Annotated in this window: 15 protein-coding genes; 6 read left to right on the top strand and 9 right to left on the bottom strand. The window is 65.1% G+C overall.

The features are described 5' to 3' along the window. Positions 1 to 58: 58 nt before the first annotated feature. Positions 59 to 2,254: a sulfatase-like hydrolase/transferase gene (locus FRC96_RS05415; RefSeq protein ID WP_146973490.1), complete on the bottom strand. Its 2,196-nt coding sequence runs from the start codon at positions 2,252 to 2,254 to the stop codon at positions 59 to 61. Positions 2,255 to 2,533: 279 nt separating this feature from the next. Between FRC96_RS05415 and FRC96_RS05410 the strand changes: the two genes are divergently transcribed. Continuing rightward, the gene (locus FRC96_RS05410) at positions 2,534 to 3,304 is read left to right on the top strand and encodes a hypothetical protein (RefSeq protein ID WP_146973489.1); all 771 of its coding nucleotides are present in this window, start codon (positions 2,534 to 2,536) and stop codon (positions 3,302 to 3,304) included. Between the two features lie 322 nt (positions 3,305 to 3,626). Here FRC96_RS05410 and FRC96_RS05405 read toward each other — a convergent pair whose 3' ends face one another. The 6 genes from FRC96_RS05405 to FRC96_RS05380 form a co-directional block, all read right to left on the bottom strand. Next, entirely contained in the window at positions 3,627 to 4,976 is a 1,350-nt protein-coding gene (locus tag FRC96_RS05405) for a replication-associated recombination protein A (protein ID WP_146973488.1), read from the bottom strand. A gap of 39 nt (positions 4,977 to 5,015) precedes the next feature. Then, positions 5,016 to 5,330 (bottom strand): rubredoxin-like domain-containing protein, encoded by a 315-nt coding sequence (locus FRC96_RS05400; RefSeq protein WP_146973487.1) that lies wholly within the window; start codon positions 5,328 to 5,330, stop codon positions 5,016 to 5,018. Between the two features lie 64 nt (positions 5,331 to 5,394). Further along, positions 5,395 to 5,643 (bottom strand): anti-sigma factor family protein, encoded by a 249-nt coding sequence (locus FRC96_RS05395; RefSeq protein ID WP_146973486.1) that lies wholly within the window; start codon positions 5,641 to 5,643, stop codon positions 5,395 to 5,397. A gap of 57 nt (positions 5,644 to 5,700) precedes the next feature. Next, the gene (gene mtnP, locus FRC96_RS05390) at positions 5,701 to 6,585 is read right to left on the bottom strand and encodes an S-methyl-5'-thioadenosine phosphorylase (RefSeq protein ID WP_146973485.1); all 885 of its coding nucleotides are present in this window, start codon (positions 6,583 to 6,585) and stop codon (positions 5,701 to 5,703) included. 255 nt (positions 6,586 to 6,840) lie between these two features. Beyond that, positions 6,841 to 7,479 carry a carboxymuconolactone decarboxylase family protein gene (locus FRC96_RS05385; RefSeq protein ID WP_230469904.1) on the bottom strand — a complete coding sequence of 213 codons (639 nt, stop codon included), beginning with the start codon at positions 7,477 to 7,479 and terminating at the stop codon, positions 6,841 to 6,843. Positions 7,480 to 7,668: 189 nt separating this feature from the next. Further along, positions 7,669 to 8,193 carry a peroxiredoxin gene (locus FRC96_RS05380; protein ID WP_146973483.1) on the bottom strand — a complete coding sequence of 175 codons (525 nt, stop codon included), beginning with the start codon at positions 8,191 to 8,193 and terminating at the stop codon, positions 7,669 to 7,671. Between the two features lie 413 nt (positions 8,194 to 8,606). Between FRC96_RS05380 and FRC96_RS05375 the strand changes: the two genes are divergently transcribed. Then, the gene (locus tag FRC96_RS05375; protein ID WP_146973482.1) at positions 8,607 to 9,755 is read left to right on the top strand and encodes an acyl-CoA dehydrogenase; all 1,149 of its coding nucleotides are present in this window, start codon (positions 8,607 to 8,609) and stop codon (positions 9,753 to 9,755) included. Positions 9,756 to 9,872: 117 nt separating this feature from the next. Here FRC96_RS05375 and mtnB read toward each other — a convergent pair whose 3' ends face one another. Next, a complete protein-coding gene (gene mtnB, locus FRC96_RS05370; protein ID WP_146973481.1) occupies positions 9,873 to 10,553 on the bottom strand; it encodes a methylthioribulose 1-phosphate dehydratase in 681 nt (226 codons plus the stop codon). A 439-nt stretch (positions 10,554 to 10,992) separates the two neighbouring features. Here mtnB and FRC96_RS05365 point away from each other — a divergent pair, with 439 nt between their 5' ends. The 4 genes from FRC96_RS05365 to thiE all read left to right on the top strand — a co-directional run bounded on the left by FRC96_RS05365 (position 10,993) and on the right by thiE (position 18,433). Beyond that, on the top strand, positions 10,993 to 11,490 hold the full coding sequence (locus FRC96_RS05365; protein ID WP_146973480.1) for a hypothetical protein: 498 nt from the start codon (positions 10,993 to 10,995) through the stop codon (positions 11,488 to 11,490). A 288-nt stretch (positions 11,491 to 11,778) separates the two neighbouring features. Beyond that, positions 11,779 to 16,596 (top strand): pre-peptidase C-terminal domain-containing protein, encoded by a 4,818-nt coding sequence (locus tag FRC96_RS05360; protein ID WP_146973479.1) that lies wholly within the window; start codon positions 11,779 to 11,781, stop codon positions 16,594 to 16,596. Positions 16,597 to 16,727: 131 nt separating this feature from the next. After that, positions 16,728 to 17,759, top strand: a complete 1,032-nt coding sequence (gene lipA, locus FRC96_RS05355) for a lipoyl synthase (protein ID WP_146973478.1) — start codon at positions 16,728 to 16,730, stop codon at positions 17,757 to 17,759. Beyond that, positions 17,756 to 18,433, top strand: coding sequence for a thiamine phosphate synthase (gene thiE, locus FRC96_RS05350; protein ID WP_146973477.1), 678 nt, complete (start codon positions 17,756 to 17,758; stop codon positions 18,431 to 18,433). Before lipA ends, thiE begins: the two co-directional genes overlap by 4 nt. A 123-nt stretch (positions 18,434 to 18,556) precedes the next feature. Here the strand turns inward: thiE and nagZ are convergent, their stop codons facing one another. After that, on the bottom strand, positions 18,557 to 19,696 hold the full coding sequence (gene nagZ, locus FRC96_RS05345) for a beta-N-acetylhexosaminidase (RefSeq protein WP_146973476.1): 1,140 nt from the start codon (positions 19,694 to 19,696) through the stop codon (positions 18,557 to 18,559). Positions 19,697 to 19,703: the final 7 nt, after the last annotated feature.

Raw genomic sequence — 19,703 nt, 5'->3', positions numbered from 1 at the left:
CGCGACGTTCGGTCCGACGCGCCAGTTTCAGCTGCGAGAACGCTCGACGCGCGCTTTTTCACTCCTCGTCGGCCTTCTCAGCGTCGGGGGCGTAGGCGGTCAGCGCCTCTTCGCGCTCGCGCAGCCACTGCAGACGCTGGCCGGTGATGTATCGAAAAATCTCGGCCGTCTCCGGCTCCTCCCCCGAAACATCCACCGCGTCGATCGGATCCTCGCGCCAGCGCACCAGGCGGCGGACGCCGTGGATGCGGTCGTCGAAGTAATAAAGATCGTCGGTGCGGGTGCCGATCATCTTAAAGGTCTCCTCGCCGCGTTTGGCCGCCTCGGGGATGTAGAAGAGCGAGTGCATCACGTCTTTCTGGGGCGACTGCCCCTCGACCAGCGCGGGCACCAGGGTCTCTCCGAGCCAGTCTTCCTGCGGCTCCAGATCCAGAAGGTTGGCCAGGGTGGGCAGCACGTCGATGTGGCCGGTAAGCCCGTCGATGCGCTCGCCGCGGCCGAAGGGGGCCTGGATGATGAGCGGGATGTGGGTCGGGCGCGTGTAGACCGAGAAGTCGTGGTGCTCGCGGGGATGGTTTTTGTCAAAAGCTTCGCCGTGATCGGAGGTGAAGACCATCACGTAGTCCTCCGGCTCCCAGCGGGCCTCAACGGCTTCAAAGAGGTTTTTCCAGCTCTGGTCGGCGAACCACAGCTCGCTTTCGAAGCGCTCCATATTGCTCTTGCCCTCACCGAATACTCGGGCGCCTTCGGGGATGTCGTAGGGGCCGTGGTGGTCGTAGTAGTGGATCCACAGGGCCAGGGGGCGCTCGTCGTCGTGCTGCTCGATGATCTCGATGGCGCGCTCGGTGAGGGCGGGGGAGGTGTGGCCGCGATCGTCGGCTTTTTTGTAGGTCTGCGTATCAAACTCTTCAAAACCCAGGGCGTAGCCGCGCCAGCGCACAAAATAGCGGTCGCCGGGGATATGCACGGTGCGGTAGCCGGCGTCGCGCAGCATCGTGCCCAGGGTGACCTCGTCTGTGGCGTAGGGGTAGGGGTGCACGCGGCGGTTGGTCATGCGCACCATGCTGTTCATTTTGCTGGTGACAAGCCCCGGCATCGACAGACGCGTGGAGGTGCTGTTGGAAAACGCCGTCTCAAAAACAGTGGCGCGCTCGGCCCATGCAGCGAGGTTGGGGGTGGTGTCGCGCTCGTAGCCGCCGGCGGTGGTGTGTTTGAAGGAGAGGGCGTCGGTGGTCACCAGGATGATGTTCGGGCGGCGCGAGATGCCCTCGGGGGGCGCCACGCGTTTGGGGCCCGGGCCGAAGTCGGCCACATCGTAGGTAAGGTCTGCGCCGGAGCAGTTCTGGTCGATGCCGTCGTTAGGCGTCTCGACCTGGTGGGGGCCGCGGGCGGCGTCGAAGGGGGCGCAGTCGCCGCCGGCGTAGAGCGAGAGCGCGCCGTCGCCATCAAAATCCAGGGGGCCGGCCAGCGCGCTGTAAAGGTGGCTGGCGACTGCGGGCTTGTCGCTAAAGGAGCTGCGTGCGCGCTCCATTGCCCGCGGCATCAGGGGCGAAAAGAGGCTCAGCAGCACAAGCGAGGCGGGGAGCGCGCGCATCAGCGGGGTCTTGAGCTCCGGCCGTGCGTTCAGGAGTTTCCACGAGAGGGGGAGGGCGGCCAGCCCCGCGCATCCGGTCGCCACATAGCTCCAGGGGAGCACCTTGAGCGCGCCCGGGCCGATAAGCGGCATGATCAGGGCGACGAGCGCCCCACAGACCAGTAACGCCGGCACCCAGAGCTCCGCGCGCAGCACAAAGCGACCCACCGGGTGCTTCGTCACCCTGGCGATCAGGCGACGCACGAGCAGGACCCCTGGCGAGCTCATCGCCAGGATCGCAGCTCCGGCGCAGGCCGAGAGCAGCGCGCCGAGCAGCGCGCCCATCCAGGGGGTGGCGATGCGCCCGTCGAGCTTCAGGCTGATAAGGGTCGTTATGGCCAGCCAGGCGCCAAGCAGCACCGGCGCGCTCACGAGCCAGGCGACCACGTTGAGCGCTTCAGGTTTGCGCTCGCTCCAGAGCCCGCCCCAGCTCCGCGCGACCACCACGCCCAGGGCGGCGCCGAGCAGGACGAGCGGCCCGACCACGCCCACGTGCGTCGGCAGCATCCACAACGCCACGGTCGGCTCGCTCAGCGTGAGCGCCAGCGTCTCCACGCTCAGCGCGATCACGCCGGCAAGAAGCAACGAGAGAAAAGCAACGCGGGAGGTGTCGGTGCGCATAAAACGTCGGTGGGGCGGTGGGGAGAAGATGGCGAGCTCGGCACAGAAACAAGGTGGCGCATGGCATAGCGCAGGAAGGGGGGGCAGGGAAAGGGCGGCGGCGATGTCCCGAGTTTTGTGGTGAAACCGGGGCGACTCGCCAGCACGGTGCGCTCGTTGCTCCCCGGCGAGCCCGATATCGCCTTTACCCCGCCCTTGAATTCCCACTACGCTCCAACGTCAACGATCCACATGAATCATTCCCCCGACTGACTGGCGAGCAATGTAGTGAGGTGTCCGGTGCGACGAGCAGGTGCAGTGCAGATGATGGCGATGGTGGCAGGCGTGTGCCTGTTGGCGATGAGCGCGCCGGCCGCGGCCCAGCAGGCCCGCTCGGGCTACAAGGGCTGGAAGGCCCCCAACCGCGCCAGCATCCCGGTGCAGATCGGCGTGGGGCCGGCCGGTGTGATGGTGGGCTCTCCCTCGCTCTCCAGCGGTTATGGGGGCGATGTGTATGACGATCAGCCCATTCACCTGGGGGTGCGCATCGATCTGGAGGCGGTGATTACCTCGGATCTGGTGCGGGAGCATCCGAAGGTGGTGCCGAGGCAGTATCGCAATCAGTTGTTGGCAGCCGGCGAGGTGCGCTATCGGCCGGGGATCGCCGCGATCTTGCCGCGCTCGGTCTACTTCTCGCCAAAAATCTGGGACACCGGAATGTACGGCGCGACCTGGTCGCTGCTGGGTGCGGGGCTGGCGCTCAGCCCCAGCCCCTTTCGCGTGAGCCTGGGCGCCTCGCTCATCGGCACCGCGTTGTTTATGCACTCCGACACGCTGCCCTCGCCGACCTTCTTCGTGCGCCCGGGCATCGACATCACCCTGGACTTTGAAATTCAGGCCGCGCGTGACTTCGGGCTGAGCTTTGGGTGGTCGTCGATGGTGCACCTGCCCCAGCCGGTGGGGGGCTCGGTGCTGGAGATGGGGAGCTTCGACGAAGGTTCGATCTGGCATATCGGGCAGTTTTATGTGCAGGGGAACTTTCGGTTTCCGTATCACATCACGTACCGGTGATTTTCGAGGATAGGTGGGGGGCTGGTGCTCGTACTCGTACTGGTGGCTCGTACTCGTACTGGTGACTCGTACTCGTACTGGTGGCTCGTACTCGTACTGGTGGCTCGTACTCGTACTGGTGGCTCGTACTCGTACTGGTGGCTCGTACTCGTACTGGTAGCTCGTACTCGTACTGGTGGCTCGTACTCGACGGCGGTTCACCCGAACCTCCCCACAGCGCGAACCCGGGCGCCCCACAACCACCTAACCCCTTAACCACCCAACCACAAAACGCGCACCCCCACGCCCCACCCGAACCTCCCTACACCGCGAACCCCCCAACTCACGTCGCATTCTTATGATAAGGATTCGGCGACGGCCCCTGTGCCTGCGCCGCTTTCCGCCGCGCTTCAGCCTCCGCATCAAGCCCGGGAGGTCGCGGGATAACCTCGTTCTCGCCAGGCTGGTAGAAGCGCTGGCCCTGGAGCTCGTCGGGCAGATACGACTCCCCGGCCACATAGTTTCCCGAAAAGTTATGGGGGTATTTGTAGCCGCGGCCGTGGCCCAGGTTGGCCATGAGTTTGGTGGGGGCGTTGAGCAGGTGTTTGGGAAGCGGCAGGTTGCCGCTCTGCTGGAGCGCCTTGCGGGCGGCGGCGTAGGTGGTCAGCGCGCTGTTGGATTTGGGGGCGCAGGCTAAGTAGATGACGGCCTGGGTCATGGGCAGCACGCCCTCGGGCATGCCCATAAAACGAAAAGCCTCGGCGGCGTCCAGCGCCACGCGCAGAGCGTTCGGGTCGGCGTTGCCGATGTCTTCGCTGGCGAAGATGACCATGCGGCGCAGCACAAAAAGCGGATCTTCGCCGCCCTCCAACATGCGCACCATGTAGTAGACGGCCGCATCGGGGTCGGAGCCGCGCATGCTTTTGATAAAGGCGCTCACCGTGTTGTAGTGGGCGTCGCCGGCCTTGTCGTAGCGGATGACGCGCTGTTGGGCGGCCTCCTCCACGTCGGGGTGCGCGATGGTGGTGCTGTTTCGGGCTGCGGCGAAGGTGGCGGCCAGCTCCAGGGTGTTGAGCGCGGCGCGGGCGTCGCCCTCAGCCACGTTGAGCAGCGCGCCCAGGGCGTCGTCGCTGAGCGCCTCGGGCGCAAGGCCCAGGCCACGGGAGCTGTCGGTGAGGGCCTGGCGGAGGATGCGCTCGAGCGCGGCCTCGTCGAGCGCTTCGAGCACGAGCGTGCGGCAGCGCGAGAGCAGCGCGGCGTTGACCTCAAAGCTGGGGTTCTCGGTGGTGGCGCCGATCAGCGTGACCGTGCCCTGCTCCACATGCGGCAAGAGCGCGTCTTGCTGGGCTTTGTTGAAGCGGTGAATCTCGTCGACGAAGAGCACCGTGGTCTGGCCGAGCATCCGCCGCAGATCGCCGGCCTGCTCCACGGCCTGGCGGATGTCTTTGACCCCGCCGCTGACCGCCGAGAGCGGTGCGAGCTGCGCGCCGACCTCGTCGCTTAAGATTTTGGCCAGGGTGGTTTTGCCGCAGCCGGGGGGCCCCCACAAAATCAGGCTGGGGAGGCGGCCCCGGGAGAGCGCGCTGGCCAGAAGTTTGCCTTCGGCCAGAAGGTGGCGCTGGCCCACGAACTCTTCGAGCGTGGACGGACGCATGCGCTCGGCCAGCGGGCGCCGGGCGTTGGGGCTGCTCATCGCGTTGCTCGATGGCAATAGGAAAGAGGGGAGGGCGTCTTAGACGCTCTTGGCTGGCGAGATGTTGCCGCCGGAGACCGTGGGCAGCTGTCGGCCGGAGACGCGGTAGCTCTTGAGCACGCCGTGCTCTTCCATCAGCTTCTTGCGCGTGGCGCGGCAGTCGGCGTGATTGAAAGGAAGATCGGGATGCGCCTCGCGCACCTTCGCCTCCAGGTGCTGCGGCAAGTCGATGAACGAGGTCTTGTACGACTCGCACATCGGGCAGTTTTGCTTGGGCTGGCCGCCTTCGTACACAAAGGCGCAGTTCTTACAGGTCCACAAAAGCGCCTGCATAAAGGGCTGGTAGCTCGTCACGGTCACACCTACGTCAAAGCGTTGAATTCGTTGAAACACAAAGGGTGGCGCCGCCCGGGGGGAGTCACTCCCCTGGCGAGTCGGGGCAGTCTAATCTGGAACGCAGGAATGTGGAAAGGGCCTGCTGCATGGAGTCGGGCATCTTCGCCTCCAGCACCTTCTTGCACATGGGGCCTGTGCGTTTGTAGCTGTTGAGGAAGTCGACGCAGGGCGGGCAAAACGCCAGATGCTCCTCGAGGTGGGCGCGCTCGTCGTCGGCGAGCTCGCCTTCGAGGTAATCCGTCAAAAGATCCACGAGCTTTTGACACTTCATAGGTCGACTCCCTGGCAAAAGAGGGCCTTAACGGCCCCTGAACAATGCCGTCGCAGGCTACTGATCGAGGTACTTATCGAGGAAGATGCCCAGCTTCTTGCGGGCCTCCTCGGGGATGGCGTGGGCCGGCGTCATGATACCGAACTGCAAGGCGCGGCCAGCTTCGCACTCCTCTTCGCGCTCCAGCGGGATGGCCGGGATGACGCGCTGAAGGATGCGGCGCACGTTGGCGACGTTCTGCTTGATGATCGCCATCACGTTGGTAACGTCCACCTCGTCGTCATCCTTCCAGCAGTCGTAATCGGTGGAGAGGGCGATGGTGGCGTAGCAGAGCTCGGCTTCGCGCGCCAGCCGGGCCTCGGGCATGGCGGTCATGCCGATGAGCGAGGCGCCCCAGGAGCGGTGCAGCTCGCTCTCAGCACGGGTGCTAAAGGCCGGGCCTTCCATGCACACGTAGGTGCCCTCGGTGTGGCAGGGCACGCCTTCGGCCTTGACGCATTCGATGAGCACCTCGCGCAGCATCGGATCGAAGGGGTAGGTCAGGTTGACGTGCACCGCCAGCTCATCAAAGAGGGTGTTGGCGCGGCGGTAGGTCTTGTCGATGATGTTGTCGGGGATGACCACATGGCCGGGCACGATCTCTTCTTTAAGCGAGCCCACCGCGCTGACGGTGACCACCCAGAAGACCCCCAGGCTCTTGAGCGCCCAGATGTTGGCGCGGTAGGGCACCGTCGAGGGGTTGTACTCGTGGTTTTTGCCGTGGCGGGGCAAAAACGCCACGCGACGGCCGTCGAGCTCACCGATCAGGATCGGCGCGCTGGGCATGCCGAAGGGGGTCTCAATGGTGCGCTCTTCGATGACCTTGAGGCCGTCGAGCTCATAGAGGCCGCTGCCGCCGATGATGGCGATGGGGACGCGAGGATCGTTGGTGCCCGTAGACATGATGCTCCCTTCAGACGGTGAGAGGTCGCGGTGGGTGTCGCCCGTAACAAGCACCGCGACGCCGTTGAGATGCGAAGCGCCGGAGGCGCGTTTCAAAGTTTTCGATGCCTTCGCAACGTGTGGCGCGTTGTTCAACGCGTGCAGAGCGCGCGAGGCGACCAGCTGCGCAAGCAGCCGGTCGCCTCGGTACTTACAACAGGCAGCGATGGTCGAAAAGTGGCGACTTGCGCGGCCTGTGCACCTCAGCTGAGCGCGTTAGCGTGTGTAGCGCTCCGAGCTGTTCACGAACTGGCAGATCGAGGCGACGATAGCGCCGGTGCGGATCACCTCATCGATCTGCTCTTTGGTCACGTCCTGATTGACGGCCTCCTGGATATGCCCGGAGACGCAGCTCGAGCAGCCGTTGGCGGTGCTGATCATCAGGTTGACCAGCTCGGCAAACGCTTTGCCAAGCGTCGGGCGCATAAAGAGGGTGGCGCGCAGCCCGGGGTTGAGCCCCTCAAAGGCGTCGGTCGCCGCCAGCGAGCGGAACTTATAATAGAGGTTAAACGAGGTGGAGGTCGCCGCGATCCCCAGCGCCTCGTGGATCTGCTCGTCGCTAAAGCCCTGGGCGCGGGCGCGATCGGCAAAGAATTGCGCCACATCCTGGTTGCCCCAGTGCGCCGCGGCCACCGCCGCCAGCAGCACCTTGGTCTTCGGCTGCAGGCCGCCCTCGGAGAAGACGCCTTTGTCCAGGTTCATAAAGACGTCTTTTAAGAAGAGCGGCGCGTTGGCCAGCACGCGCAGCCAGTCCGGCGCGTCGCCCTCGATGTTCAGCTTGGTCAGGGCGCGATCAAAGACCTTCTTCTGGTCGTCGCTCATCGCCTCATCGCTCAGTACGGGAAGCCAGCTCATGATCATCTCCGGGGGGTGGTGGCGCGCGCCGAGATGGGGCAGGGCGCGGGCAGGTTGGAACCTCAGGTTCGGGGCAAGGTGGGGACCGCAGCGGGGCGGTCAACCCGGGTGGGGCGTTTGAATCTTAAGAAAAAGGGCGGCCCCACAAGAGGCCGCCCTTTGACGCGTCGCGGCAGGTGCGCGGCGGGATTAGAGCTTGATGGTGTCCTGGCCCTTCTCCCAACCGCAGGCGCAGAGCTCATCGGTCTGCAGGGCGTCGAGCACGCGCAGGGTCTCGGAGACGCTGCGGCCGACGTTGCGGTCGTTGATGTTGAGGAAGCGCACGTTGCCTTCCGGATCAATAATGAAGGTGCCGCGCTCGGCCACGCCGTCGCCTTCGTGCAGCACACCGTAATCGGCGGCCATCTTCTTGGTGACGTCAGCGAAGAGCGGGTACTTCAGGTCGCCCAGGTCATCGTGGCTCTTCACCCAGCCCAGGTGGCTGTAGGCGGTGTCGGTGGAGCCGCCCAGCAGCACGGCGTCGCGATCTTCGAATTCGTCGATGGCGTTGTTGAACTCCACCAGCTCGGTCGGGCACACGAAGGTGAAGTCCATCGGGTAGAAGAAGAGCACGACCCACTGGCCGGCGTAGTCCGCCAGGCTGATTTCTTTGATCTCACGGCCAACGAGCGCGCTGGTGGTGAATTCGGGGGCTTTCTGTCCGAGCTTGAGCATGATCTAACTCCATAAAGAGCAAAGTGGTGTGGTGCGGGCTGATGCCCCGGCGGTTTTAAAAAACGCGGCCGGGGCGCGAACTTGGCGACTAGATAAGGAAGGCACCGGGGGCTGTCAACCCCCACACGAGGGATCTGAGACGAATGCACCTCGGGCAGATCGTCGCAGCGCGCTAAGGCGCAGTCTTTGCGCGAAAAGATTGCGTAAGCTATTGATGTATAAAGGGAATGTGTGCGCTGCTTGTGGGGCGTTCGCGCGCTTGTGTTACCGCGCCATCGCACGCGCGAGCTAAGAGGCGGACCCCTCAGGGTTACCCGGCGCGCTTGCGCAACTGCAGCGTGGTGACTAAGTGTGTGCGCAGGTTTTCACGGCTTTGAACGCCCCCCTTCAACCTCCACCGATGAGGCGACCCTATGACGCATATGCCCCTGACCCACCTCTCCGAAGATGAGGCGATCTTTCGCGACGCCGTGGCGTCGTTTGCAAAAAGCGCCATCGCTCCCAAGGTCCACGCGATGGATAAGGCCCAGCAGCTCGACCAGGAGCTCATCAAGCAGTGCTTTGAGATGGGGCTGATGGGCATTGAGGTGCCCGAGGAGTACGGCGGGGCGGGGAGCTCGATCATGACCGCGATCCTCGCCATTGAGGCCCTGGCCACCGTCGACCCGAGCGTCTCGGTCTTTGTCGACGTGCAGAACACGCTGGTGAACAACGCGATCCTGCGCTGGGCCAACGAGGAGCTCAAGCAGAAGTATTTTCCCAAAATGTGCTCGGAGTGGGTGGGAAGCTACGCGCTTAGCGAGTCGGGCAGCGGCTCCGATGCGTTTGCGCTCTCGACCCGCGCCATCGACCGCGGCGACCACTGGGAGATCAACGGCTCCAAGCTCTGGATCACCAACGGCGCGGAGGCCAACCTCTACATCGTCTTTGCCAACATCGACCCGGACGCCGGCTACCGCGGCATCACCGCGTTTCTGGTGGAGCGCGACTTCGAGGGCTTCTCGGTCGGCAAGAAGGAAGACAAGCTGGGCATCCGCGCCTCCTCCACCGTCGAGCTGCTCTTTGAGAAGTGCAAAGTGCCCAAAGAGAACGTGCTCGGCGAAGTGGGCAAGGGCTACAAGGTTGCGATTGAGACCTTGAACGAAGGTCGCATCGGCATCGGCGCGCAGATGGTGGGTCTTGCTCAGGGCGCGCTCGACGCCGCGCTGGAGTACATCCAGGAGCGCGAGCAGTTCGGCAAGTCGATTGCCAGCTTCCAGGGTGTGCAGTTTCAGTACGCGCAGATGGCCACCGAGATCGAGGCCGCCCGCCTCATGGTCTACAACGCCGCTCGCCTCAAAGACGCCGGGCTGCCTTTTGTGAAAGAGAGCGCGATGGCCAAGCTCTACAGCAGCCAGGTCGCCGAGCGCGTCTCCTCTAAAGCGCTGGAGCTCTTCGGTGGCGTGGGCTTTACCACCGAGTACCCGGCCGAGAAGTTCTTCCGCGACGCCAAGATCGGCGCGATCTACGAGGGCACCTCGAACATGCAGCTGCAGACCATCGCGAAGATGCTCGTGCGCTGAGGCCTCCCCTCGCAGACCGCCTTTGAAGGCATAAAAGCCCCGGGAAACCTCCCGGGGTTTTTTCGTTCAGGGATCATGTGAGGGCGTCGGCCTCGGGGGCTGGCGCGAGGCGATGAGTCAGCGGGCAAACCCGCGCACCGCCTGGCTCTCGGCGTCGTGCATGGGCGAGAGCCAGCTGTATTCGAAGAGGTACCCGAAGGTCTCGATGTGGCGGCGGGCTTCGGCCGGGGTCTTGCCCCAGGCGTAGACGCCGTGGTTGCGCAGGTTGATGCCGGGCACCGTGGCGTCGAAGTCCTCGCTGTTGAGGTGGGCGGCGATGGCGCGGGCCAGCTCATCGAGGTCGTGGTGGTTCTCGACGATCGGGATGCGCGCGCTGGCCTCGGGCTCCCACAGCCCCAGACCTTTGATCATCTCGACGTCGTTGATGAAGGTGTAGCCCTGCTTGAAGTCGCGTTTTCCGCAGAGAGCGGCGTGAAGGTGGTGTACATGGTAAACGGCACCAACCTCGGGCAGCGCCTTATACATCGCCATATGCACGCCGGTTTCTGCTGAGGGGCGAGGACCTTTTTTGGAGGCCGGTTTGCCCTGCGGGTCGACGATGAGGAAGTCGTCGGGGGTGAGGGCACCTTTGGACTTGCCGCTGGCGGTGATGAGCACCTCCTCGTCGGAGAGGCGGGTGCTCAGGTTGCCGCTTGTGCCGTGCAACCAGCCGAAGCGGTAGAAGTCGCCGGCCGCGGTGATCATCTCGGCGGTGGCGTCGTCGCGGGAGGGGAGAGCGGCGGTGGAGGATTGCGGCATGGGAGCACCTCAAGAGTGGAGTGGCGAAGAGAGCGGGACGTATGTCGAAAACGTACGGCGCCCGGGCAACATGAAGAGAAGGTCTGCGTCAGGCCTGGCGAGCACGTCAACGGGTGTTGATGGGACGAAGCGCGGTGAAGGTCAGCTCGTGAAGTATGGCGTTTCGACGAGCGTTGCAGTGCGACAGCAGGGAGAAGGTCGGCCCGGGGCTTAAGGCGCTTCGCGTTGGCGCCGAAGGCCTATCGGAGCTGGGAGTGGGGGACAATCTAAAACACGCATGCCGCCTCACCAAGTCATCGCCCCCGGGAGGACGTCCGACTGAAGCCCGGGCCGACGCCTGGTCCGGCGATGAGGCCAAGTCCTTGTCAGGCCTTTTTCTTTGCGGTAGGAGAAACGGGCCGGAATGGTCCGGTTTCACTGCCACAAGGGAGCCGTCGCGATGTCCGACAACCAGCGAACGAACCCGTTTAACCGCGAGAACCCCACCGACACTCGCCTCGACGACCTCTCGACCCGAGGGTTTCTGGTCGTGGTCACGCGAGCCTTCGGTCCGACCGGTGAAGATATCATCGCTCACGACGGCCCCCGCTTCAGCGGTGAGCCGGGCGTGAAGATTCGCGTCAAACAGGGTGATCTTGAAGAAGACGTGATCTTGAGCCCCTTTTATGGCGACTCAAGTAAGATCTCCAGCGAGCCTTTTGAGGTTGGAAAACCCTGCGAGCTCTTCTGCCCGGTCTCCGGCAAGCCCCTGGACCGCATCCCGGGGATGGCCACCGACGATGGCGGAGACTTCTACGCGGTCTACCTCACCGAGAAGTTGGGCCGCGGCGAGCTCGTGGCTGTCAACAATATCTGGGGCAACGCCAATTCGCAGATGATGAGCGAAGACGAGATGCTGCTGCGCCTGGCCGACGCCCAGGATGAAGCCTCCTCCTGAGCGCGAATGAACGACGGCGCGGCGCCCGCTCAGGTCGGCGCCGCGCCGCATTCGGCGGCTGCCATGAGTCGATGATCGTGTCCGCAGCGCGCCCCTTGTTTTGACCTGTCCTACCTGTTTTATCGCCAGCCTGATCGCGCCCCCTCTGCGTGTCGAACAGGTTCCCCCTGGCGAGCGCGACGACGCCTAGATCGTTGCTTTGTAAGGCAAAACTCTCTAGCCTTGCCGCCGTCCCACCCCCCGTCCCCCCTCCTGACGGGCGAGTTCATCCACGAACGAGGAAGTCCTATGTACAGGTTTAGCGCACTCCAGTTGCTGGCGTTTGCCCTGGTGGCGATGCTGGTTTCGGGCTGCGGCCCCGACGATGAAAATCAGGCCGAGGCTTGCACCTCGCTTGCGGATTGCTCCGATGGTGAGCGTTGCAACGACCAGGGCGTGTGTACCGCCGAGACGCTCAGCTGCGCGACGGACTTCGACTGCGCGTTCGATGAGTTCTGTCAGGAGGGCGTGTGCGCGCCGGCAGCCTGCGAGAGCAGCGAGAGCTGCGGGGCGGGCGCGGTCTGCGATGAGGGCCTCTGCCGCGCCGGCTGTGAGCCGAGCCGCGACGAGTGTGGCGAGGGGCAGGTCTGCAACGAGCGCACTCGCCTTTGCGAAGACGCCGGCTGCACTCCGACCTCGTGCCAGCCCGACATTCAGCGCTGCGATGATTCGCAGCAGCCCTCGCGCTGCGTCTTCACCGGGAGCTGCACCAACAACACCCAGTGCCAGGCCTTCGGCCAGCAGCAGGACGACGGCAAAGACTACATCTGCAATACCGTGCTCGGGGAGTGCGTGGAGCGTCCGCCCTGCCAGAACGACGGCGACTGCCGCGGCAATGAGATCTGTGAGACCCCCGGCGACGGGGAGCCCGGCGTGTGTCGGGAGGGCTGCCGCGCCAACGCCGACTGCCGCGACAATGAGGTCTGCTCGCTGGAGCAGGGCTCGGTCTGTGTGGCCGGCTGCCGCACCAGCTCCGACTGCGCGATCCCGGGCTCCGAGCAGCAATTCTTGTGCGAAGATCTGGTCTGCGTGCCGGTCTGTGAGTCGGTCGATCAGTGCAACGTCGTCGGACAGGTCTGCGCCGGCCAGCCCCGCACCTGCCGCGGCTGCGTGAGCGACAATGAGTGCGCCGCCTCCCAGCTCTGCGACTTCACGCTGGGCGCGACCACCGACGAGGCCGAAGACCCCACCGTCGGGCTCTGTGTGAACCGTCCGCCGAGCTGCCCCGACGATGGTCTGGGCAACAACCATAGCCTTCAGGACGCCTATGAGGTTGAGGCCGGCGCGCTTCCCTTTGAGCGTGGCGGTGACGACGATCTTTTCTTCTGCCGCGAGAACACCGGCGGCGACTGGTTCGAGATCCAGGTCGAGAGCGGCCAGGTCGTGAGCGCGACGCTTGAGTACGATGAGGGCATCGGCAACCTGGATCTGGCGCTGGTGCAGGCCAACGGCGACCTGGTGGTGCTCTCGGGTGACCCGCCCGGGGTCGATGGTGGTGAGGAAAGCCTGAAGTTTGGCATCGCCCAGGGCGCGCCCTACTTCATTCAGGTGCGCGGCGCGATCCTCGACGCCAACGCTCCTTACCAGCTCTCCATTGATGTGGGCGCCCCGGAGGCCTGCGCGAGCGACGAGCTCGACCCGGCCACCGAAGCCGAGCCTGCAGCGCTTGCCGCGGCGACGCCTTACAGCGCGCTGAGCACCTGCGGAGAGGCCCCCGACTTCTATACGCTGGAGATGGCCGCCAACCAGGTCGTGCGCATTGCGGCGACCTCGGAGCGTCGCCGCGGCGGCGTGGCGCTTGATCTTTACGACGCCGACGGTCAGGTCGTTGAGAGCGCGCGTGAGCGCGCCGACGCTCAGGTCATTGAGCTGGTGACCCGCGAGCCCCAGGTGATGACCCTGCGCGTGAGCCCCTTCTCGGGCGTGGGCAGCAGCACCTACGCGCTCGAGTGGACGCAGCGTCCCAACGAATGCTCCGACGTCTACTCCCCCAACCAGAGCTGCGGGGCGGCCTCACCCATTGCGCCCGGTAGCTACGATAACCTTGTGGTCTGCGCCGATCCGGACTTCTACGCGGTGGAGCTGCTCCCGCAGCAGGCGCTCACCGTGACCACGACCTACGACGCGGCCGAGGCGGCGGGCGAGCTCGACATCTTCCTCTTTGGTCCGCGTGACTGTCTGGTGCTGGTGGAAGCCGGCGTTGAGGCGGAGCCTCAGGGCGACGGGCTGCTGCGCGACGGCCTCACCTACACCGCCACGCAGGGGGGCACCTACTACCTCTCGGCTTCGCTCTTCCAGGGCCTCAACGTGCCCTACCAGCTCGATATTGAGGTGGAGGACGGTCCGGTGTGTGAGCCGGACTGGGTTGGCGAGAACAGCAGCACCGCCAGCGCCTATGAACTCACCGAAGAGGGCATCCTCTCCGGGGAGCAGAGCGGCCTTGTGGGGCTTCGGGCCTGTGAGCTGGAGAGCGACTTCTACAGCATCGACCTGAGCGCGGGCGACACCATCGAATGGGAGATCCTCTTCGCCAGCGAGGAGGGCGAGCTTGATCTTCGCCTGCTTGGCCCCGATGGCAGCACCGTGCTCGACAGCGATGAGGGCACGGGTGAGCGCAAGGTGGTGAGCACCACCGCCGACGCCGACGGGACCTATTATCTGGAAGTTGTCGAGAAGTTCCCCTCCCGCGTGAACTACCGCCTTCTGACCACGCTCAACGGCGTGGGCAATGCGAACCCGGCCTGCCCGGACCGCTTTGGCAAAAACATCACCCAGGCCGCAGCTGCCGAGATCGAGGCGGGCACCTACGAGAGCCTGCTTGTGTGCGGCCAACTTCCCACCGCCCCCAACGGATCGTTGGAGTACCACGATGGCTGGTACAAGATCTGGGTGGAGGCCGGTGAGACGCTCGACGTGACCCTGATGTTCGACGAGTCGAAGGGGCGCATCGACCTTGAACTTCGCGACGCGCAGCGCATCCTGGCGGTCTCGGCAGCCTCTGGTGATGTGCGGCAGGCGGCCTATACGGCGCGCCAGTCGCGTTACGTCTTCATCCGTGCTCGCACGCGCAATGACGTCGTTGACGGCAATGTCTTCTCGATGACCGTCGAGCTCGAGGCGGCCGGCGCCTGCGCCGATGACCGCTTCGCGGGCAACACCAGCGCCGCCAGCGCCGTGGTCGCCCCGATCCCCGGCGTGACCAACCGCCTGAAGACCTGTGATAGCAACGACGACTGGTTCGAGTTTGACCTCAATGCCGGCACCGACGCGCAGGCCTTCATCCGCTTCCGCAAAGCCGATGGTGAGCTGGGCATCAACATCTGGGGCCCCGCCTCACCCACCCCCGGCGAGGGCGCGCCACTTGCGAGCTCCGTGAGCATCAATGAGGGGGCGGAGGTCGACTTCGTCGCCAACGTGAGCGGCACCTACTACGCGCAGATCACCGCCGATGAGCCCTCGCGCATGGACTACGATCTGCTGCTCTACGCCGACACCGATGACAATGGTGTGCTGGAAGGGCCCGCCGACCGCCTCTGCCCCGATCCTTTTGAGGACAATGACAACCCCGGGGAGGCCGCGACGATCGCTGCGGGCAGCTACGAGGATCTTTTGATCTGCAATGGCGGTCCCAATGACGACGATCATTACAAGGTCTTTGTGCCCGCCGGCGCCACCCTGAACGTCGATCTTCTCTACACGCACGCGAAGGGCAACCTTCTGATGCGCGTCTTCCGCGGCGATGAGGGCCTTCCCGCCGCCAGCGCCAACACCTTTGAAGATAACGAGTCGATCAGCGTGACCAACTCCGGTCAGGGCAGCGACTACCGCATCTTCGTCGATGGCGATGGCGCGGTGAACGGCACCTCGGAATGGCGCAACTACTACACCTTGAACGTCGGGCTGGAGTTCGCCGACACCTGCGACTCGCCGCTCAACGTGGGGCTGACCCGCGAGCAGGCTGAACCTCTGGTGGCCCAGGCTTACAACGCGCTGAGCCTCTGCGAAGAGACTGAGCATTGGTTTGAGGTCGCACTCGGCGCTGGCGAGGAGCTGCGCGCCGAGGTGGAGTTCAACGATGTGTTCGGGAAGATCGACCTGGAGCTGAGCGACGACGAGGGCACCGTCCTTGAGTCGGTGCGCGACGACGCGCACCTCAAGACACTGACCTACACCGCCGCAGCGGCTGAGACCGTCTACCTGCGCGTGATGCCGCGCGACGGGCTCTTCATCCGCACCGCCTACGACCTGTGGGCGAGCATCGGCGCCAGCGAGCCTGCGGTGCCTTATTGTGCTGATCCTTATGAGCGTAACGATGAGGCGACGCTGGCGCACCGCTTCGGCGCGTTCAACTCCAGTGGTCAGGCCTTTATGGAGCCCATCGCCTGCGCCGAAGATGAAGACTGGTACCGCGTCTCACTGGTGGGTGGTCGCACCCACGAGATCGCCGCCGTCTTCAACAACGAGGCCGGCGCCACCATGACCATGGAGCTCCGCGCACTCGACGGCACCACGGTGCTGGAGACGGCGGAGGCCGGCGATGATGGCCGCGACCTTGCGATGAGCCGTGCCGTGTCGGCGACGACGGAGTTCCTTGTCGTGGTGCGCAGCGAACAGAGCACCGAGGCGATCCCATACTTCCTGCACATCTATGAAACGGAGGCGTATCAGGATGGCGCGCGTTGCCCCGACTACGGCTATGCAGGCAACAGCACCCCGGCGCTGGCTGCAGATCTTAACTCGATCTTGCCGCTCGTTGAGCCCCTTGGTCAGTGTGCCGACCGCGCCTACTTTAACTGGGTGGCGCCGCAGAGCGGGCGGGTGAAGGCGGAGCTTAAGTTCAACCGCGATCGCCACGCCCTGGGCTGGGAGATCCGTGAGTACGATGCGTCGTATTCGTCGATCGGCATCATCACCGAGGCCGTCGGCCCCAACCCCACCAACCGCCGCACCTTTGAGTTTGATGTGGTCGAGGGGCATTACTACCGCTTCGATATTCAGTCGCAGCTGGTCAACGGTGTGGTTGCCCGTGGCCCCTACTACCTGACCATCGAAGACGCCACGCCTTGATGCGTCACCGTCTTTGATCTACTACCGCAACACCATCGCCGGCGCAGGAAGGTTCCTCGCCGGCGACCTGTTTATAGCGCGAGTGAGAACGCGAGTTTCGCGCACCCCGACCCCCGACGAAGGGAGTGATGATGGCTGAAAAGATCCCGCTGCCCCTGGCCAACCGCCAGCCCGAAGCGCCCCAATCCGAGCGTAACTCCGGCCCGGCCCGGCCTAACTTGAAGTTTCAGCCCGATGAGGCCGGCCCGCGCCCGCGCTGGATTCGCAAGCGGCTGACGCTCAAGAAAGAGTTTTTTGAGACGCAGGAGCTGGTCAAAAAGGCCGGGCTCAACACCATCTGCGAGTCGGGGCAGTGCCCCAACATCACCGAGTGTTGGTCGCGCAAATCACTGACGTTCATGATCCTGGGCAACATCTGCACGCGCAGCTGCGGGTTTTGCGACGTGATGACTGGCCGCCCCGGCCTTGTCGATGAAGACGAGCCGCGCCGCGTGGCCGAGACCCTGGCCGGGCTCAACCTCAACTACGTGGTCATCACCAGCGTCGACCGCGACGACCTCGCCGACGGCGGAGCGTTGGCCTGGGCCAACACCATCCGGGCCATCAAAGAATCTTGCCCCGGCCTTGGGCTGGAGGTGCTCACCCCGGACTTCAAGGGCGACCTTGAGAACGTCGATGTGGTGATGGACGCCGGCCCCGACTGTTTTTCGCATAACATCGAGACGGTCGGCGCGTTGCACCGCGAAGTTCGCCCTCAGGCGCGCTATGAGCGCAGCCTGGCGGTGCTCAAGCACGCCCGCGAGCACGGCACCGCGCTCATCAAGAGCGGCATGATGCTGGGCCTGGGTGAGACCAACGCGCAGATCCTGGAGACGATGGAAGATCTCGTGGCCCACGGCGTCGAAGTTCTCAACCTGGGGCAGTACCTGCGCCCGAGCGCGCGCCACTTGCCGGTGCGCCGCTGGGTGAAGCCCGAAGACTTCGAGATGTTCAAAGAAGAGGGCGAGAAGATGGGGTTCAAGCATATCGAGTCGGGGCCGCTGGTGCGTTCGAGTTATCGCGCGGATCTGCAGGCCGAAGAGATCGCACAGAAAGACCAGGGCGCCTTCGGCGGTTGCGGCTCCTCCTTTGCCAATACGTCGGATAAAGGCGCGGCGTCGTGAGTGGAGCAGGGCGCGGGCTCAGTGAGGTGGACTGGCGAGTGTACGCCATCCTCGATCCGGACTTTGTGAAAGGGGACGCCCTGGAGCGCGCCCGCGCCCTGATGGCTGCCGGTGTAGGCGTGCTGCAGCTTCGCGATAAGCGGGGCGACGCCCGAAGGACCTTTGAGCTCGGGCGCGCGCTGGTGGATGCGGCGCGGGAAACGAAGACGCTCATCATCATCAACGATCGCCTGGACGTGGCGCTGGCGGCCGAGGCCCACGGCGTGCACCTGGGCCCCAACGATGTCCCGGTGGCGGCAGCGCGCCGGGTGGTGGGCGATCGCCTGATCCTGGGCGCGTCGGCCGGCACCCCGGAGCGGGCCGCCGCGCTGGTCGCCGAAGGCGCGGATTACCTGGGCGTGGGCGCCATCTTTGAGGCCCGCGCCGTCAAAAGCGATGCTTCGGCGCCGCAGGGCCCCGAGCTTTTGCGAGCGGTGCGCCGGCAGGTCGGTGGCGCGTTGCCGGTGGTGGGCATTGGCGGCATCGATGTGCAGAACGCCGGCCAGGTGGCAGAAGCCGGCGCGAGCGGGGTGGCGGTGATTCGCGCGTTGTGTCAGGCCGATGACCCGGCGGCAGCGACCTCCCAGCTCCGAGACGCCTTCGAGCGAGGGCTTGAGCGCCGGCGCTCGCGATAGACCTTGTGCACCAACACCAGACGTTGCTCCGCGCCTCAACACCCCGCAGAGCCAGAAAGGGCGGCCTCCAACCGGAGGTCGCCCTTTCTGCAGTGAGACTCGGTGCGGCGCATCGCCCGCGCGTTACGCCCCCGGCTCGGTGGGATCGACGCCCGCCACCTCGCCATCCTCAAAGAAGGGGGCGGTGATCTGGCGATGCTCGTCACAGCCCAGGATGTCCATCAGGTCGGCCGGCGCCTGATAGGGCCGCGGCCAGTGCCCCAGAAGCTCGCGCTTGAGCTTGCGCACACGCTCGGCGCTGGCAGCCACCTTCTGGCGAATCTCCGGATCCGCTTTGGCTTTTTGTACGATGCGCTCAAACGCGGCGCGCCATTTGGCCTCGGTGTGGCAGATCAGAAAGATATCGAGCCCGGCGTCCAGCCCCAGATCCACCATCTCCTCGATGGTGTAGCGCTCCGAGACGGCCTTCATCTCCAGACAGTCGGTGATGATCACGCCTTCAAAGCCCATCTCCTCGCGCAGGATGCCCTGGAGGATGCGCGGGCTGAAGGTCGCCGGGGCAAAGGCGTCGATGACCGGCAGCTCGATATGCGCGGTCATGATCATGGGGATGCCCGCGCCCACCGCGCGCATGAAAGGAAAGAGCTCCACGCCGCGCAGGCGCTTCTCGTCGTGCATCAGGCGCGGGAGCGTGTGGTGGCTGTCCTGGAGGGTGTCGCCGTGGCCGGGGAAATGCTTGCCGCAGGGCACCACCCCGGCGGTGTGGTGGCCAACCATCAGGCCTGCGGCTGCGCGCGCCACGCGCTCCGGATCGCTGGAGAAGGCGCGATCGCCGATCACCGGGTTGTCCGGGTTGGTGTCGACGTCGAGCACCGGCGCGAAGTTGAGGTTGAAGCCCAGCACGGAGATCTCGGTGGCGAGCACCTCGGCCACGCGCGCCACCGCGCGCTGATTGGCGGCCCGACCCAGCGCGCGCATCGGGGGGATGGGGGTGAGCGGCTCGCGCACCCGCACCACGCGCCCGCCCTCCTGGTCGACGGCCACCCAGGGGGGCAGATCGCCCTCGACCTGCGCGTGCAAATCGGTGGTCAGCGCGACCAGCTGCTCGATGCTCTCGACGTTGCGGCGAAAGAGGATCACGCCGCCCACCTCGCCATCGCGTAGCGCCTGCGCCACGGGCTCCGGGGCGCGGGTGTGAGGGCCATCAAAGCCCACGATCAACATCTGGCCGGCGTCGGCGCGCAGCTGCGCTTCGTCGCTCATAAGTGCT

Source organism: Lujinxingia vulgaris, from assembly GCF_007997005.1.
GTDB lineage: Bacteria > Myxococcota_A > Bradymonadia > Bradymonadales > Bradymonadaceae > Lujinxingia.
Note: the sequence above shows the minus strand (reverse complement) of the source record. Positions and strands in the feature narration are given on the sequence as shown.